The organism is Arthrobacter sp. zg-Y1171, assembly GCF_025244845.1.
Lineage (GTDB): Bacteria > Actinomycetota > Actinomycetes > Actinomycetales > Micrococcaceae > Arthrobacter_B.
Map to the genome: position 1 here is coordinate 1,891,268 of NZ_CP104264.1, position 16,795 is coordinate 1,908,062.

At 66.5% G+C, this 16,795-nt stretch carries 12 protein-coding genes; 1 reads left to right on the forward strand and 11 read right to left on the reverse strand.

The window, feature by feature from the left end; all coding sequences use genetic code 11:
• Positions 1 to 71: 71 nt before the first annotated feature.
• The 6 genes from holA to leuS form a co-directional block, all read right to left on the reverse strand.
• Entirely contained in the window at positions 72 to 1,109 is a 1,038-nt protein-coding gene (gene holA, locus N2L00_RS08840; protein WP_255862965.1) for a DNA polymerase III subunit delta, read from the reverse strand.
• Between the two features lie 213 nt (positions 1,110 to 1,322).
• A complete protein-coding gene (locus N2L00_RS08845) occupies positions 1,323 to 3,698 on the reverse strand; it encodes a ComEC/Rec2 family competence protein (RefSeq protein WP_255862964.1) in 2,376 nt (791 codons plus the stop codon).
• 472 nt (positions 3,699 to 4,170) lie between these two features.
• Positions 4,171 to 4,629: a helix-hairpin-helix domain-containing protein gene (locus tag N2L00_RS08850; protein ID WP_255862963.1), complete on the reverse strand. Its 459-nt coding sequence runs from the start codon at positions 4,627 to 4,629 to the stop codon at positions 4,171 to 4,173.
• A gap of 628 nt (positions 4,630 to 5,257) precedes the next feature.
• Positions 5,258 to 5,926 carry a hypothetical protein gene (locus N2L00_RS08855; RefSeq protein WP_255766294.1) on the reverse strand — a complete coding sequence of 223 codons (669 nt, stop codon included), beginning with the start codon at positions 5,924 to 5,926 and terminating at the stop codon, positions 5,258 to 5,260.
• Positions 5,927 to 5,989: 63 nt separating this feature from the next.
• On the reverse strand, positions 5,990 to 7,126 hold the full coding sequence (locus tag N2L00_RS08860; protein ID WP_255862962.1) for a DegV family protein: 1,137 nt from the start codon (positions 7,124 to 7,126) through the stop codon (positions 5,990 to 5,992).
• Positions 7,127 to 7,138: 12 nt separating this feature from the next.
• Positions 7,139 to 9,640, reverse strand: coding sequence for a leucine--tRNA ligase (gene leuS / locus N2L00_RS08865; RefSeq protein ID WP_370647266.1), 2,502 nt, complete (start codon positions 9,638 to 9,640; stop codon positions 7,139 to 7,141).
• Positions 9,641 to 9,984: 344 nt separating this feature from the next.
• On the opposite strand from leuS, the gene N2L00_RS08870 reads away from it, so the two are divergent.
• Positions 9,985 to 11,040, forward strand: coding sequence for an RNA polymerase sigma factor (locus N2L00_RS08870; protein WP_255862961.1), 1,056 nt, complete (start codon positions 9,985 to 9,987; stop codon positions 11,038 to 11,040).
• Here N2L00_RS08870 and N2L00_RS08875 read toward each other — a convergent pair.
• The 5 genes from N2L00_RS08875 to N2L00_RS08895 all read right to left on the reverse strand — a co-directional run bounded on the left by N2L00_RS08875 (position 11,031) and on the right by N2L00_RS08895 (position 16,758).
• Positions 11,031 to 12,002 carry an SDR family oxidoreductase gene (locus N2L00_RS08875; protein WP_255862960.1) on the reverse strand — a complete coding sequence of 324 codons (972 nt, stop codon included), beginning with the start codon at positions 12,000 to 12,002 and terminating at the stop codon, positions 11,031 to 11,033. The two genes, N2L00_RS08870 and N2L00_RS08875, sit on opposite strands and share 10 nt — an antisense overlap.
• Positions 11,999 to 12,937, reverse strand: coding sequence for a bile acid:sodium symporter family protein (locus N2L00_RS08880; protein ID WP_255766299.1), 939 nt, complete (start codon positions 12,935 to 12,937; stop codon positions 11,999 to 12,001). The genes N2L00_RS08875 and N2L00_RS08880 overlap by 4 nt, the downstream gene beginning before the upstream one ends.
• Positions 12,937 to 14,280: an NAD(P)/FAD-dependent oxidoreductase gene (locus N2L00_RS08885; protein ID WP_255862958.1), complete on the reverse strand. Its 1,344-nt coding sequence runs from the start codon at positions 14,278 to 14,280 to the stop codon at positions 12,937 to 12,939. Before N2L00_RS08885 ends, N2L00_RS08880 begins: the two co-directional genes overlap by 1 nt.
• Before the next feature lie 147 nt (positions 14,281 to 14,427).
• The gene (gene glpK, locus N2L00_RS08890) at positions 14,428 to 15,951 is read right to left on the reverse strand and encodes a glycerol kinase GlpK (RefSeq protein WP_255766301.1); all 1,524 of its coding nucleotides are present in this window, start codon (positions 15,949 to 15,951) and stop codon (positions 14,428 to 14,430) included.
• A gap of 63 nt (positions 15,952 to 16,014) precedes the next feature.
• Complete coding sequence (locus N2L00_RS08895; protein WP_255766302.1) at positions 16,015 to 16,758, reverse strand: MIP/aquaporin family protein; 744 nt, start codon at positions 16,756 to 16,758, stop codon at positions 16,015 to 16,017.
• Positions 16,759 to 16,795 lie beyond the last annotated feature (37 nt).

The window sequence follows — 16,795 nt, forward strand, 5'->3', positions numbered from 1 at the left end:
CGGGGTGCGTGTCGGCTGCGTGCCCGCCTGCGGCATAGCCGGGCCGGCGCGTGTCGGCGGGCTAACTGCTCCTAGCGCCCGGAGGCTGCCAGGGCTATGACGGTGACGGCCCGTTCCACGGCGTACACCGGATCACGTCCGGCGCCCTTGACCTGTGCATCCGCTTCGGCGAGGGCCTGGACAGCTTCGATCAGGGACTCCGAGGTAAACCGCTGGGCATCCCGTCGAGCCTGGTCCACCTGCCACGGCGCCATGGACAGTTCCTTGGCCATCGAGGCAGAGGAGCCACGCAGATTGGCCACCCGGGCTACGGCCCGGACTTTCATGGCCAGGGCGCCGACCAGCGGCACCGGATCCACGCCGGTATCCAGCGCGTGCCGGAGCATGGACAGCGCCTGCGCAGCGCGGCCGGCCAGGGCTGCGTCGGCGACTTTAAAGGCCGTGGCCTCGACCCGCCCGCCGTAATAGCGCTCCACCAGTTCCTCGGTGACCTCGCCGGTGGAATCACTGATCAGCTGTTGGCAGGATGCTGCAAGCTCGGAGAGGCTCGACCCGACGGCGTTTACCAGCGCGCGGGCCGCGCCCGGGTCGATCCTGCGACGGGCAGTGCGGAACTCCGAAGTGACGAAGTCCAGCTTCTCCGCATCCTTCTTGAAGGGCTGGCACTCCACGACGGGGGCTCCGGCAGCCTTAACCGCATCCAGCAGCTTCTTGCCGCGGTTGCCGCCCGCGTGGTGCAGCACCAGAACGGCATCCGGGGACGGATCCTTCAAATAGGCCAGCGTTTCGGTGAGGAAATCCTCGTTCATCGACGCGAGATTCACGGCCTCGATAAGTTTGGCCTCGCCGAACAGCGAGGGGCTCGACTGCAGTGTGAGTTCCCCGGAGGCGTAGGTGGAGGCGTCGAAGTGCACCAGCTCCGTGTCGGGCTGCTTCTCCCGGAGCAGCCCGCGCAGCCGGTCCCGGGCCCGGGAGGCCAGATAGTCCTCCGGGCCCGCCAGCAGGACCACCGGTGCGGGTTCGACCTCGCGCCAGGAGACCGTCGCTGAGGACTTGCTCGCGGAGGACTTACTGCCGGAGCTGCGTTTGGAAGGGACTGCCGGATTCACAGCTGGTGCTCCTGGGATTGTGTGGCGGCCTTCCGGCCTGCCGGGGCGAAGGATCGAAAGGTATCCGCACCGCGGATATCCTCCCTCCAAGATTGCCACGGTACCGGTCGGCGGCCAATTTTCCGTCCGGCCGCGGCCGTGTTTTCCGGCCTGCGGCGGCCCTCGACTGCCGATCCTCAGCGGGACCTACCGGACCTACGGGATCTATCGGATCTACGGCGGCAGGCTCTGGACCTCAAGACCGTTGCCTTCGCGGACCACCACTACCGTGCCGTGCTGGTCCGTCCGCGCCACCCCGGTGCCGGCAGACCGGAGCTGCGCCAGGATTTCCGGTGCCGGGTGCCCGTACTCGTTATCGGCACCAACGGAAATCAATGCCAGGGACGGTCGGACTGCGCGGAACCAGCCGTCACCGCCGTTGCGTGCCCCATGGTGGGCCACCTTCAGCACGTCGACGCCGGCACGAAGATTGGCCTGTGTTGCGAGAATCGTTGCGGCGGCCTCCTCCTCGGCATCACCGGTGAACAGAATCCGCAGCGGCCGCTCCCCCTGCCCCGGACCCCCGACAGTCACCAGCAGGACGGCACTGGCATTGTTCTCCTCCCCGTCTCCGGCCACGGGCACCGCAATGCCCGATGCCGGCGGCCAGAGGACTTCCCAGTGCACGAGGCCGGCCGTTCCGGCCATCCCCTGGGCCAGGCGTGTCCGGGGTGCTGCCGTTCCGGCCAACACCCCGGTCAGATTCTCCGGCAGTTCCCGATCCGCCGACGAGTAGCCCACCTGCAGCACGGACCGTCCGGAAAGCACTCCGGCAGCACCGCCGTAATGGTCCAGATGGGCATGAGTGAACACGAGGAACTCAACGGTCCGCACCCCCAGCCGATCAAGGCAGGCATCCATGGGGTCGGGCTCTCCGCCGGCATCGATCACCACCGCACTGTCCGGACCCGCACGGATCGCGAACCCGTCCCCCTGCCCGACGTCGCAGGCGGCCACCATCCACTCATTCTCCTCGCCCCGTTCTCCCTGCAGCGCACGGACAGCAAGGACCGCACCGGCCGGCAGGACCAGCGAAGCGACTGCACCTGCCGCTACCCAGCGCCGGCGGGGGCTGGACCACCCTGCGAAGCCTGCCTGCCGGTTGGTTCCTGAACCCCGACGCCGGGACCCGGTGCGCCTGTCCCCCTGGTCCGCTTCGTCCTCCCCGTCCTTTGCGTTCCCTCTTTCCGCCCGTTCCGCCCGGGCCGGGAATATCCCGCCGCCTGCGCGCCGCGAGAGATACAGGATGCCAACTACGGCCGTACCCGCGCACACGCTCATGAGCACCACGCCAAGGCTGCGCTCCGGCCAGGCCGCCAACGCACCGGGAACGGACTCAAAGAGCCGGGCAGTTTTAGCCACCCACCAGGCTCCGGCGGACGCAAGCAGGAGCGGCGGCGTCGCCAGCGCCGGAGCTGCACCCACCAGCGCGACGGCAAGCATCCCGGCAATCGTCACGGCAGGAACAACGGGCGCAGCCACCAGATTCGCAGGAACCGAATACACCGGCAGCTGAGGTTGCAGGAGCACCAGGACCGGGGAGCAAAACAGCTGCGCTGCGACGGGTATGGCCAGGGCCGCTGCCAACCAGCGGGGCAGGCGCATCGACAGCACCCGCACCAGATGCGGTCCCAAGACAATAAGACCCAGCGTCGCGCAGACTGACAGGATGAACGCGTAGCTTCCGCACAACCAGGGATCAATGCACAGCAGTACGGAGATCGACAGGAAGAGCAATGCTGCCGAAAGACGTCCGCGTCCGGAGAGCACGGCGAGGGTACCCAGTCCGCCCATAACCGCTGCGCGCAGCACACTGGGATCCGGCCTTACCAGGAGCACGAACGCCGTCAGCCCGGTCAAGGCCAGCAGCACCGCCGGGGCCCGCGGCATCCGCAGCGCCCGGGCGCTCAGGAAGATGAATGCCAGCAGATAGCTGCAGTTGGCGCCGGAGACAGCCGTCAGATGGGTCAGGCCGGTATTCTTCATCGCCTGCTCCAGGCCCGGATCGAGGCCGCCCCGGTCACCGAGCACCATGCCCGGAAGCAGCCCCTCCACGTCCGCACCGCGGTCTTCAGCCACCCGGACAAAAGCTCCGCGGAGTCCTGCCGTCGCTGCGTACCAGCCGCCGGCAGGCGTGACCTCGGGCGGAACGGCAGCCCGCAGGAGGGCAAGGTTCCGGTCTCCCGCCGGAAGAGGCTGCAGGGAGCCGGCACTGCTGAACCGGTCCCCCAACCTGATGGGGGCATAATCCTCCCCGCCGACAACCAGGAGCGTTGCCGAAGTTCCGAACCGCCGGCCGTCCGCAGTGCCCGATTCCGCCACGGCGTCAATGAGGTAACGCGGCTTTCCCGTAAACCGGTCCGCCGCCGCAGGCCGTGCATCCGATGCGGCCCGCAGTTCTGCAGTGATGGCGGATTCTTCGGCGATGAGCCCGGAGACAGGTCCGCCGGTGCGTGCCGCCAAGCTGGCCGTTGCGCCGGCACAGACCAGTGCTGCCGCCGCGGCCGGGACAGCGGCACCTCGCAGGAACGCCGCGGCGCCGGTGTGCACGGGTCTGCTTCTGCGGCCGCGGTGCGGCGTCCTCCGGGATGTTGCCGGGCGGGTGCTTCCTCCCCGTAGATCCCGGACCTGCCCGCGTGATGCTGCCAGGACCAGAAGGACCGCCAAAACAGCGGCGGAGCCTGCCACAGCCCATCCCGCCGGCGGCGGTAACCGGACCGCGGCAAAGGCTGCGGCCCATACCGTTGCTGCCGCAGGCAGGAGCCGCAGTTCACGGAGCGGCGGCGGCACGTCAGCGGACGCAGCCTCCCGGTTGTCCCAGGCTTCCCGTGCCCTGCCGATTCCGGCCCGGCTCCTCTCCCACGGCCCGCCAACGGCCGCGCCGCGCCCCGCGTCCGGCTCCCCGTCACCTGCTGCCTGGCTGCCGGTGTCCTGCGGACCCGAGGGCTGCGCACCCGGATCCAACGCCGACGCGACGTACCGCGACCACCTGCTCGTTTCCCGGCTGGACATTGGTCAACTGCTAGACGGTGACCAGTGGGAGCAACGCAGCCATCATCGCTTCCCCGATCCCGGGAACGGCGTCCAGATCTTCGGGCCGGCTGAACCTGCCGTGCTCGGTCCGCCACGCGATGATCCGCTCGGCCAGCACCGGCCCGACCCTCGGCAGGGTTTGAAGCCGGGTCGAGTCTGCCGTGTTCAGGTTGACGCTGCCCGAAGCGCCGTCTTCAGCACGTGCTCCGAAACCAGCCGCACCGGATGCGCTGCCATCCGCCGCAGTTCCTCCTGCGCCGGCAGTGCGCGGCGGGTTCTCCCCGATCCTCGGAACAAGCACCATCGCGCCATCCTCCACCAGGGCCGCGAGATTCACGCCGGCGAGGTCCGCATCGGCTGCCGTTCCACCGGCGGCTTCAACGGCGTCAACAATCCGGCTGCCCGGCGCCAATCGGACGACCCCCGGGCGCTGTACGGCTCCAGCCACGTGAACCACCGTGGTTGCCGGGCCCCCGCCGGGCTCCCCCGGATTTGACGGCACAGCCGAAGGCGCCGGGGTCGCGGATGCAGGAGGCGAAGTGCCCCGCGGGCTGCCGCTGCCTTCCGTGGGCGCTGACGGATCCAAGGCAGATGACGGGTCGGAGGCAGGTGGGGACAGATCGATGCTGGCCACCGGAACCGGACCTCGGTCCCGGGACAGTATGATCGCCGCACCGCTGCCCAGCAACAGACACACCGCCAGCACCGCTGCCGGCAGGGAGAATGCCCACCGGCGCCTACTTCCGGGGTGAGAATCGCCCGACGGCTCCACCCCCTGCAGATCAGGGACATGGACGTCCGAGGTATCCCAACGATGCTGTGCCATGGGACAAAACTAGCTATCGCCACCCGCCGGGGTTCCACGGTGTTGAGGCCGGTGGACGGACCAAGGCCAGCCGCCGCTCAGAGATGGCATTGTTGAGGACGAGACAAGCGGCCGCCCATTTCCCGCGGCCACTCCTGGACCTTTGCGGTTCCCCACCGTTCCCCGCTCACGATCCAGGACTTCAAGGCCTCCCGGATCCGGTCCGGATGAAACAGAACCTCTAGGCGCCTGCATCAATCCGGTTTCGGATTTACTTGAAGATGTTCTTGGAGCCTGCGTCCATAACAACCTGGCCATTCTGCCAGGCCGGACGGAATTCACTCAGTGACTTTGAATAAGTCTCCAGCGACTCAACGACAACCCCTTCGGCGGTATTGCGAATAACTCCGATGGCAACAGTGAACACACTCATGCGCTTGGAAGCGTTCGCCGAATCGATAGTTACGCTGGTTCCCGAACCGTTGTCGATCCCCAGGGAAACCCCGTATTTACGGAAAGAGCCCATACCGTTGGACTGGGCTGAGTAAGCAATCGGAACGACGGCTTCAATTTCGTCGGTCAGCTTGATTTCAATGGTTTCCTGCGCCTTGCCGTTCTGCCCGCGACCAACATCGCCAAGATGACGGACGGCGCCCCCGAGCAGTTCCGGCGTGGGAACCGGCTGGGCCTCGGAGCCGAATGTGGAACAAACCAGCTCTGTTCCATCCTTGAGGATGACCAGTGCGTAAAGGTCATAGTCGGTGTTGGACGACCATTCGCAGCGGGCCGTGACTACCGGTGTTTTTTCAATGGTGACCCGGTTCCCCTTTTCAAGGGAAATAGCACCGGCTTTCTTTCCAAGGTCTACAGCCGGAGCGGCCGGAGCAGTTTCATTGTTCTTGCCGAATCCAAACGGTGCCATAGCGGTAATCGCTTTCAATAGGGGCAAATTTTCCGCTCACTATAGCACCCGGTTTTCACGTACCGGCCGCAATTGCGGGGGCTAATTCTTGGCGCCGCCGGAAGTCTTATTGCCCCTGGCTTTGAGTCCGGCGGACCTGGTCCGGGATGCCGGACCTTTGGCGGCCGGTTTCCCGGCTGCGTTGTCGTTGTCCATGCGGCAGCCTTCATCTTCCGCGGCGGTCCCCTCCGTCGGCACACGGGTACCGGCAGGTCCCGTGTCCTGTCCGGCAGGATCACTCCGGCCACCATCGCTCCCGTCTCCGGCAACCGCCACGGCCAGCACCCCCAGCCCCGCATGCGCAGCCAGGACGGCGGGCAGCGGGCAGAGGAGGAACTCCACCTCGGGCGCGGCGGCGCCGATGATCCCGGCCAGCCGTTCGGCTTCAGCGGCGTTACCGAAGTGGTGCACCGCGGCGCGGACTTTCCCGTCGCGCCCGGCAATGTCCTGCTGCACGAGTTCGGCCAGCCGTGCCAGGGCTTTGGGCGCGGTCCTCACCCGTTCCAGCGGAAGGACCATGCCGTCGCGGACCACCAGGATCGGCTTCACGGCAAGCAGGGTGCCCAGCCAGCCGGCAGCTGCACCAATCCGTCCGCCCCGGCGCAGCTGGTCCAGGCTGGGGACGTAAAAGAGGATGGTTGCATCGACCGCTACCGAACGGGCGCATGCCGCGACCTCCGCCGCGGAGGAACCGGACCGGGCGCTCTCCGTCGCGGCCGCCACGGCAAAACCAAGGCCCATGGCCGCCGTCGCACTATCGATGACCTCCACCGGAATTTCGGCGGTCCGGGCGGCCAGCCGGGCGGAGTCCACCGTGCCTGAGAGCTGACCGGAGAGATGGATGGAAATTATGGAGGTGCACCCGGCGGCAGCCAGCTCGCGGTAGGCCGCTTCGAACTGCCCCGGCGCCGGCCGGGAGGTCCGCACTTCATGGCCCTGTGCCATCGCCAGGGCAAGGGCCGGAATCAGGTCCGCAGATCCTTCGCCGTAGATCTGGTCCCCGATCATCACGGGCATGGGAACCACCCGGACAAAATCAGCGGCGTTGGCCAAGTCCGCCCAGCCAGCCGGCAGTGCCGACGCCGAATCGGTCACCACTCCCACGGACGGCCCGGGGACGGCCGCGGTTTCCCGCTGCCGTCCCCTGGCCCGCGATGCGAGCCGTTCGAGCCAGTCCATGGTTGTCCGGGCCTAGGCCGGGACGATGTTGACGAGCTTCGGCGCCCGGACGATCACCGTACGGATGCTGCGTCCGTCCAGGAACCGCTGCACTGCGTCGGATGCCAAGGCAGCCTCCCGCAGGTCCTCCTCGCTGATGTCCGCGGCGACCTCGAGCCGGTCGCGGACCTTGCCCTGCACCTGGACAACGGCGGTGACCGTGTCCTGCACCAGCAGGGTTTCATCGACCACGGGCCAGCCGGCGTTTACGACGGAGGCTTCGCGGCCCAGCAGGTTCCAGAGATCCTCGGCCGTGTACGGCGCGAAGAGGCTCAGGATGACGGCGACGGCTTCCGCCGCCTCGCGTACTGCCGGGTCAGCGGCGCCGGCGCCGGAGTCGATGGCCTTGCGGGTCGCGTTGACCAGTTCCATCAGCTTGGCGACCACTACGTTGAACTTGTTGTTCTCCAGCAGCTCGGTGGCATCGGCAACGGTCCGGTGCGTGAGCGCGCGCAGCTTCCGGTCCCCGGCCGAGTAGTCCACGCCGGGTTCGCTGGTGATGTCCTGTCCCAGGCGCCACGCGCGGGCCAGGAACTTGGCGGAGCCCGACGGCGACACATCCGCCCAGTCGACGTCGTCTTCCGGCGGGGAAGCGAAGATCATGGTCAGGCGCACCGCGTCCACACCGTACTTGTCCAGCTGCTGGCCCAGGTCCACGCCGTTGCCCAGCGACTTGGACATGGCCTTGCCGCCGTTGAGCACCTGCCCCTGGTTCAGCAGCGAGCTGAACGGCTCGCTGGCTTCCAGCAGGCCCATGTCGTGGACCACCTTGGTGAAGAAACGCGCATAGAGCAGGTGCAGGATCGCGTGCTCGACGCCGCCCACATACTGCCCGACCGGCATCCAGTTCTTCGCTGCTTCGGGATCGAACGGTCCGTCCGTGAAGTGCGGGGACACGAAGCGCATGAAGTACCAGGACGAATCCACGAACGTGTCCATGGTGTCGGTATCGCGCCGGGCGGGACCGTCGCACTTCGGGCAGGCCACGTTGACCCATTCCTCTGCGGAGGCCAGCGGAGAGGTGCCCTTCGGAGCCAGTGCCTCGCCGCGCAGCCCGGTGGGCAGCGTGACCGGCAGCTGGTCATCGGGGACCGGAACCTCGCCGCAGTTGTCGCAGTGGATGATCGGGATGGGGGTACCCCAGAAGCGCTGGCGGGACAGCAGCCAGTCGCGCAGGCGGAAGTTCACGAACTTCTCGCCGGTGCCCTGTTCCTCGAGCATCCGGACGGCGGCCGGAATGGCTTCGGCCTTGGGCAGGCCGTCCAGGGCGCCGGAGTTGATCAAGGTGCCTTCGCCGGTGGTGGCCACACCGCTGACGGCGGGATCCTCTTCACCGGTGTCCAGCACAGCCTTGACGGGCAGGTCGAAGGTCTTGGCGAAGTCCAGGTCACGCTGGTCGTGCGCCGGGACGGCCATGATGGCGCCGGTGCCGTAGTCCGCCAGCACGTAGTCGGCGGCCCAGACGGGCAGCTTCTCGCCGTTCAGCGGGTTCACGGCGTACCGGCCGGTGAAGACGCCGGTCTTGACGCGTTCGGTGGACTGGCGCTCGATGTCCGAGAGTGCCTTCACCGATTCGCGGTAGTCCAGCAGGGCGTTCCGGTTTTCGTCCGTCACCAGGTCCAGCGCCAGCGGGGCGTCCGCGGCGACAACGAAGAAGGTGGCGCCGGCCAGGGTGTCCGGGCGGGTGGTGAACACGGTGACCTGCTCGGCGGGCTTGCCGCCGTCGGCCTCGATGTTGAACCGGACGTGCGCGCCCTCGGAGCGGCCGATCCAGTTTTTCTGCATGGCCAGGACACGCTCGGGCCAGTGGCCCTTGAGCTGTTCCATGTCATCGAGCAGGCGGTCGGCGTAGTCGGTGATCTTGAAGTACCACTGGTTCAGCGACTTCTTGGTCACCTGGGTTCCGCAGCGTTCGCAGGCACCGTTGACCACCTGTTCGTTGGCCAGCACGGTCTGGTCCTTGGGGCACCAGTTGACCGGGGAGTTCTTCCGGTAGGCCAGGCCGCGCTCGTAGAACCGGGTGAACAGCCACTGGGTCCAGCGGTAGTACTCGGGGTCCGAGGTGTGGATCCGGCGGGACCAGTCAACGCTGATGGCGTAGCGCTTGAAGGACTCCGCCTGCGTCTCGATGTTGCGGTAGGTCCAGTCGCTGGGGTGCGCGTTGTTCTTGATGGCCGCGTTTTCCGCGGGCAGGCCGAAGGAGTCCCAGCCGATCGGGTGCAGCACGTCATACCCGCGCTGGCGCCAGTAACGGGCGACGACGTCGCCCATCGCGAACGCTTCGGCGTGGCCCATGTGCAGGTCGCCGGAGGGGTACGGGAACATGTCCAGTACATAGCGTCGTTCGCGCGAGCCGTCGTCGGCAGGGGTGAAAACACCGAGGTCATCCCAGACCTTCGGCCATTTCTGCTCGATGGCCGCGAAACTGTAGACGGCCTCTTCCTGCTGATCAGTCTGTGACTGCGTGCTCACTATGCTTCGCCTCTGTCCTCAAAGAAAATCGATCCGCGCTGCGGGCCGTCGGTAAATCCGGCCCGATAAATTTTTAGGTCCTCCCCAGACACACAAAAGCCCCTCGACAAGCAAGGGGCGGCCGCGCACGGACGGTGCGCGGCTAGCTAAGGAGGAGTACTGCGATCATTTCTCCACTTTACAACAGCACACGGCCCCCGGAGCCAGTGCATTGGGGTGAGCCGCAGGGAGGATGGACCCCTACGTATCTTTTGCCCCATCCCGTGCGTCTACCCGGTAAGACAAAAGCAAAAATGCCATTGTTGTCGCAGGAGCCGCCGGGGCGGCCGAACGGGATGGAGCCAGGAATGTCAGCAGCAGCAACAAAGCCGGAACCGATATACGTCCAGGCCGGAGAACTCCGGCAGGCCCGAAGGAACTTCCTGGTAGCACTCGAGCCTGTGCGCCCGGCCGTTTACGGTTATTGCCGCAGATTGACCGGCACTGTCTGGGATGCCGAGGACCTGTTGCAGGAAACCCTGGTGAAGGCCCTTTCCGATGCCTCCCAACGGCATGAACCCATCAGCAACGTGCAGGCCTGGCTGATCCGGATCGCCACGAACACCTGGCTGGATACCCTGCGCCGCAGCGGCCGGGTAACGGTGCAGGACTTCAGCGAACCGGGCGCGGACCGGCCCGACGACGGCGCGGATCCCCTGACGTCCCTGGAGGTGGAGTCGGCGCTGGGGCATTTGCTGCTGGTCCTGCCTCCCCGGGAACGAGCCTGCGTGGTCCTCAAGGACGTGTTTCACTACTCCCTGGCCGAGATCGCGCAAATGCTGGACACCACCGCCGGGGCGGTAAAGTCCGCGCTTCACCGCGGCCGGGGCACGCTGGCAACAGCCCGGGATGGAGGACCTGTTCCCGCCGACGACGGCGCTGCCGCCGGCGACGGGACCGGTTCAACACAGGCCCGCCCAACACAGGCCGGCCCACCCCGGCCGGAGGGGCATCCCGAGTTGCTGCGCCGCCTCGCCGATGCTTTCAACTCATACGACATTGATGCCATGGTCAGCCTGTTCCTGGCCGGCGGACGCACGGAGGTGATCGGCAACGTCAGCGAAACCGGACACGAGGAGATCCGCACCGGCTCCATGACCCACACTTTCGGGCCGGACGCCGCAGAGCTCTACCGGGCCAGCGTGCACCGCTATGACGGCGAGGACCTGATCCTCCTGTGGGAACGCCCTAAGGATGCGCCGGAAACTCCCGAGGTTGTGGCCGATGTCCTTCGCCTCAGCTGTGCCCACGGGGAACCGCTGATAGCCGAACTCCGGTGGTACTTCTTCTGCCCGGAAGTCCTGTCCGAGGTGGCCGGCGGGCTGGGGCTGCCGTTCAAGACGAACGGGGTTTCCTACTTCTGACGCAGGTCCCGGGCGGCGTCCCGGGCGGCCCGGAACGCGAGGAATGCTTCCCTGCTCGTCCGCGTGGGAGTAAACCCGAACTCCTGCTTCAGGGCGGTGTTGTCCAGCACCGGACGGTAACGCAGGAACCTCACCTGCTCCGGCCCGTGCACGGTCAGCCGCAGCAGGTGCCCCAGCCAGAGCGCGGCGGCCAGGACCGGCGCCGGAACGGTGACGGTGCCGCGTCCCAGCAGCCCGGCGATGTCGCGGACGGTCAGGGCACCGTCTCCGGCCACGTTGAAAATGCCGCTGCGTCCCGTGACGACGGCCTGCACCATGATGCCGGCCACGTCTTCATCCCAGATGAACACGAACGGGGATTCGCTGCCGGCTACCCGAAGCAGCTTCGGTGCGTCGAAAAGGGCGGTGATCTGGTTACGGACCCGCTCGCCGAGGATGGTGCCGATCCGGAAGATGGTCTGCTGCAGTTCGGGATGCTCTTCGCGGACGCGGGCCAGTTCCTCCTCGACCAGCCGTTTATGCCGGGAATAGGCAAACTCGTCATTGCCGCGCAGCGGATCGGATTCCGTCAGCCACGGGGCGTTGTCCGGGTGGTATCCGTAGGCGGCGCCGGACGAGGAAATGACCATGTGCTTCACGCCGGCGGAAATGCAGGCCGCCAGTACGTTTCGTGAACCCACCACGTCCACTTGGAATTCCTGTTCCCGGGTGGTGTGTTTGCCCGGATTCACGATGGCGGCCAGATGGACCACGGTGTCGATCCGGTGGGACTGCAGCAGCCGCGCCACGTCCGGGGAACATACATCCGCGAGGGCGTACTCGACCCCGGCGAGCCGGCGTTCCTCCGCCGGTTCCCGGATGTCGAGGCTGAGGACATAGGAGATTTCGGGATGGTCCGCCAGGCCGGCGGTCACCGCGCTGCCCAGGAAGCCGTTGCCGCCGGTGACGCAGACTCGGGTCATCGTGCTGTCTCCCGCGGCTCCGGCTTGGCTGCGGTACTGCGGCGCGCATCCCGCCGCCGCCACCAGGCGGCCAGCAGCAGCCCGGCCAGGATGTCCCAGATGCCCCACCAGGCGGCCACCATCGCCATCCCGCCCAGCCCGGCAAAGAAGGTCAGCGTCAGGCCAAGTCCGAGTCCGGTATTGCGGGCACCCACTTCGAAGGTGAAGGCCCGCCGGCTGGGTTCGTCCAGCCGCACCGCCGCCGCCGTCCAGTATCCGACGGCCAGCGCCACGGCATCATGCAGCAGCACGACCAGGAAGATGGTGCCTAAATGCTCGCGGAGCGGCCCAAGGTTGCTGGCCGTCCCGGCAACAATGAAAACGAGCAGGGCCAGCAGGCCGATCCGCTGCACCCAGGGCCGCAGGATGTCGGTCACCGCGGGGAAGCGCCGGGCGAGGGGCATGCCCACAGCAAAGGGCACGCCGATGATAAGCAGGACCTGGACCAGCATTTCCCAGCGGTCCAGGGAGAAGTCCCGCATCAGCCCGGCGGTGGCCGGATTCAGCCGCGCCCACAGTGCCACGTTCAGCGGCATCACGGCGATAGCCACCAGGTTCGAGACGGCGGTCATGGAAGCGGACAGGGCAACATTGCCGTGCGCCCGGTGGGTGAGCACATTCGAAATGCCGCCGGGCGGACAGCAGGCAACGAGGATCATGCCCAGGGCGATGGATGCCGGGACCTGCAGCAGGAGCGCCAGCCCTACCGTCACCGCGGGAAGCACCAGGTACTGGGCGCAGATTCCCAGCAGCACGGCCTTCGGGCTGCGCGCCACGGTCCGGAAGTCCGCCGGACGCACCTCGAGGGCGATGCCGAGAATGATGATCGCCAGCACCACGTTCAGGATCAGCAGGGAGGCCGGCGTGAAGTTCAGGACGACGTCGTCGATGGGCATCAGTGGTTCACCTTTTCACTAGCGGCAGCGGCAAGCAGGTCCAGGTGTGCGTCGAGTTCGGCGCGGTAGGCGTCCTTGTTCACGTAGTAGCTCATCCGGTCCAGGCCCAGATACCGGTAGCCGCCGGTGACATCCGGGGACTCCCCCGCCAGCAGCTGCCGGAACTCCTCTGCGGCCTCCGGGGTGTGTTTTTGGGCTGCAAGGTAGGCGGCTGCCAGTTCGGCCTGCCGGAACCTTCCCTCCCAGCCGAGTCCGGAAGCTTCCACCATGCCGATGACCAGCAGGTTCTCCGCCTGGCGGCTGAAGATGTTCAGGTACAACGACGGCGACGGGCCGTCCCAGCCGAGCAGCGCCGGGTCCAGGAACGGATAGTCCAGGGCATACCCGGTGGCGAGCAGGAGCAGGTCATACTCCCCCGTGCTGCCGTCCCGGAAGTACACGGTCTGCCCGTCCAGCCGGTCAATGTCGCCTTTGACCTGCAGGTCCCCGTGCCCCAGATGGTGCAGGATCAGGGAGTTCACCACGGGATGGGATTCGTAGATGCGGTAGTCGGGTTTCGGGAAGCCGAAGCGGTGCGGGTCTCCGGTGAACATGCGCAGGAGCCGCTTGTCGAAGAACTGCTTCAGCGGCCGGGGCAGCGGCTTGCCCTGGTTCAGGGTGTCGGTTGGCCGGCCGAAGACGTACTTGGGAATGAAGTAGTAGCCGCGCCGGACGCTGATGTCGACGGCGGCGGCGTGGTGGACGGCGTCCACCGCAATGTCGCAGCCGCTGTTGCCCGCGCCGACAATCAGTACCCGTTTCCCGGCGAACTCCCGGGCATCTTTGTAGGAGGCGGAATGGCGGACCTCACCGGCAAACCGGCCGGGCAGGGCGGGCATTGCCGGCGTGTGCAGGGTGCCGGACGCAACGATGACAGCACTGAAACGGCCGCTTCCGTGCCCGTCGGTGCTGTCCCACGAAACCGTCCAGGCGCCGTCGTCGGTCGGCTCCGCGGCGGTGACCGATACACCAAACCGGATGAAACGGCGCAAACCGAAGTGGTCCGCATAGGAGCGGAAATAGGCGTGCAGGTGGCGGTGCCCGGGATAGTCGGGAGTGTCCCGGGGCATGGGGAACTCGGAAAACTGGGTGGTGGATTTCGAGGAGATCAGGTGCGCCGATTCGTAAACCGTGCTGGCTGGATTCTCGATGTTCCAGAGCCCGCCCACGTCCGTGTGCTGTTCAAAGCCGACAAAGTCCAGCCCCTGTCGAGACAAGGCACGCATGGCGGCAAGGCCGCTGGGTCCGGAGCCTATGACGGCGACTGGCAGTTCCGATCGTACGGCGTTTGCTGCGGGAGACACTTCCACCTGCTTCTGTGACCTGCATCACTGTAGATGCTGCCCGAACGCTACCCAAGGGTGGATGTGCCGGTCAAACCGGCTCCGTGTGAAGAGATGCGAAAGGCCCCGGCAGCCTGGCTGCCGGGGCCTTTTCACTCTGCGTACGGATTACTCAACGTCGTCGTCGACCCAATCGAAGGTCTTGGTGACTGCTTTCTTCCAAAGCCGCATCTGGCGCTGACGTTCGGCGTCATCCATCTGCGGGGTCCAGCGCTTGCCTTCAGCCCAGTTCTGCTCGAGCTCGTCGGTGTCGTTCCAGAACCCGACGGCCAGGCCTGCGGCGTAGGCGGCGCCCAGTGCCGTGGTCTCGATGACCTTGGGCCGGACCACGTCCACGCCGAGGATATCGGCCTGGAACTGCATGAGCGCGTCATTGGCAACCATGCCGCCGTCGACCCGCAGCTCCGTCAGCGGAACACCGGAGTCGGCGTTCACGGCGTCGAGTACTTCCCGGGTCTGGAACGCGGTCGCTTCCAGTGCTGCCCGGGCAATGTGGTTCTTGTTCACGTAGCGGGTCAGGCCCACCATCGCACCGCGGGCATCCGCACGCCAGTAAGGTGCGAACAGTCCGGAGAACGCCGGCACGATGTACACGCCGCCGTTGTCCTCCACCTTGCGGGCAAGCTCTTCGATTTCCGGGGCACTGTTGATGATGCCCAGGTTGTCGCGGAGCCACTGCACCAGGGAGCCGGTGACGGCGATGGAACCCTCGAGGGCGTAGACCGGCTTGGCGTCGCCGAGCTGGTAGGCAACGGTGGTGATGAGGCCGTTCTCGGAACGGACAATCTCCTCACCGGTGTTGAAGATCAGGAAGCAGCCGGTTCCGTAGGTGTTCTTGGCGTCGCCCTTCTCGAACGCGGCCTGCCCGAACGTTGCGGCCTGCTGGTCGCCGAGGATGCCGGCCACCGGGGTTTCGCGGAGCAGCTGCGAGCCCGCGACCATGCCGTAGACCTCGGAGGAGGACTTGATTTCCGGCAGCATCGACCGCGGAATACCGAATTCCTTGAGGATCTCCTCATCCCAGGTGAGTGTCTCAAGGTTCATGAACAGGGTGCGGGAAGCGTTGGTCACATCAGTGATGTGTACGCCGCCGTCCGTCCCGCCGGTGAGGTTCCAGACAATCCAGGAGTCCGTGTTGCCGAACATGAGGTCCCCCGCCTCTGCCCGTTCGCGTGCCCCCTCAACGTTGTCCAGGATCCACTTGATCTTCGTACCCGAGAAGTACGTTGCCAGCGGCAGGCCGACAGTGTCCTTGAAACGGTCCAGGCCGCCGTTTTCCGCCAGCTCGTTGACGATGGGCTGTGTACGGGTGTCCTGCCAGACAATGGCGTTGTAGACGGGTTCGCCCGTGTTGCGGTCCCAGACCACTGCCGTTTCACGCTGGTTGGTGATACCGACGGCGGCAATGTCGTGCCGGGTCAGGTTGGCTTTGGACAGGGCACTGCCGACAACTTCGCGGACGTTCGTCCAGATCTCCATCGGATCGTGCTCCACCCAGCCGGCGTGCGGGAAGATCTGCTCGTGTTCCTTCTGCCCGGTGGAAATGATGTTTCCATCGTGGCCGAAGACGATTGCCCGGCTGCTGGTGGTGCCTTGGTCGATGGCGATGATGTACCTGGGATTGTCAGGCATTGTTTCTGCTCCTTGCGGTGGGGGTCTTTGGGGGTGGCCGGACCATACGGCCGGCCGGTCCGCTTATACCGGAAGCGGGAGGGGAATCTGGGCGCCCAGAAGGCCGCCCAGGGCGCCGCCGATCAGCGGGCCGACGACGGGCACCCAGGCGTAGCCCCAGTCGCTACTGCCCTTGCCCGGGATGGGCAGCAGGGCGTGCACGATGCGCGGGCCAAGGTCACGGGCCGGGTTGATGGCGTAGCCGGTGGGGCCGCCGAGGGAGGCACCGATGCCGAGCACCACGAGGGCCACAGCCAGCGGGCCGAGTTCCGTGGGCGTTCCCGCGAAGGCAACGATCGTGAAGACGAGGACGAAGGTACCTACAACCTCAGTCACAACGTTCCATCCGTAGGACCGGATAGCCGGACCTGTGGAGAAGACACCCAGGATGTTGGCGGCGTCGGGCTCGTCGTCGAACTGCTTCTTGTAGGCGAGCCACGCCACGAAGGCACCAATGATGGCACCGGCCATCTGCCCTGCGAAGTAGACCATGGCCGCACCGAAGGAAACCTCGACGCCCGGCGCAAACTCCTCGTTGCCGGCTGCCCAGAGACCTACCGTAACGGCGGGGTTGATGTGCGCGCCGGAAATAGCGGCCGCGTACACGCCGGCAAACACACCGATGGCCCACCCCCAGTTGACCATCAGGAACCCGCCGCCGGCACCCTTCGTTTTCGCCAGCGCGACGTTGGCCACAACGCCGCAGCCCAGAATAATGAGGATGGCGGTGCCCGCCAGCTCACTGATGAAAACTTCTCCGAGAGTCACCATCGACTCCTCCGATCATTCGTATCTGTCCACGACC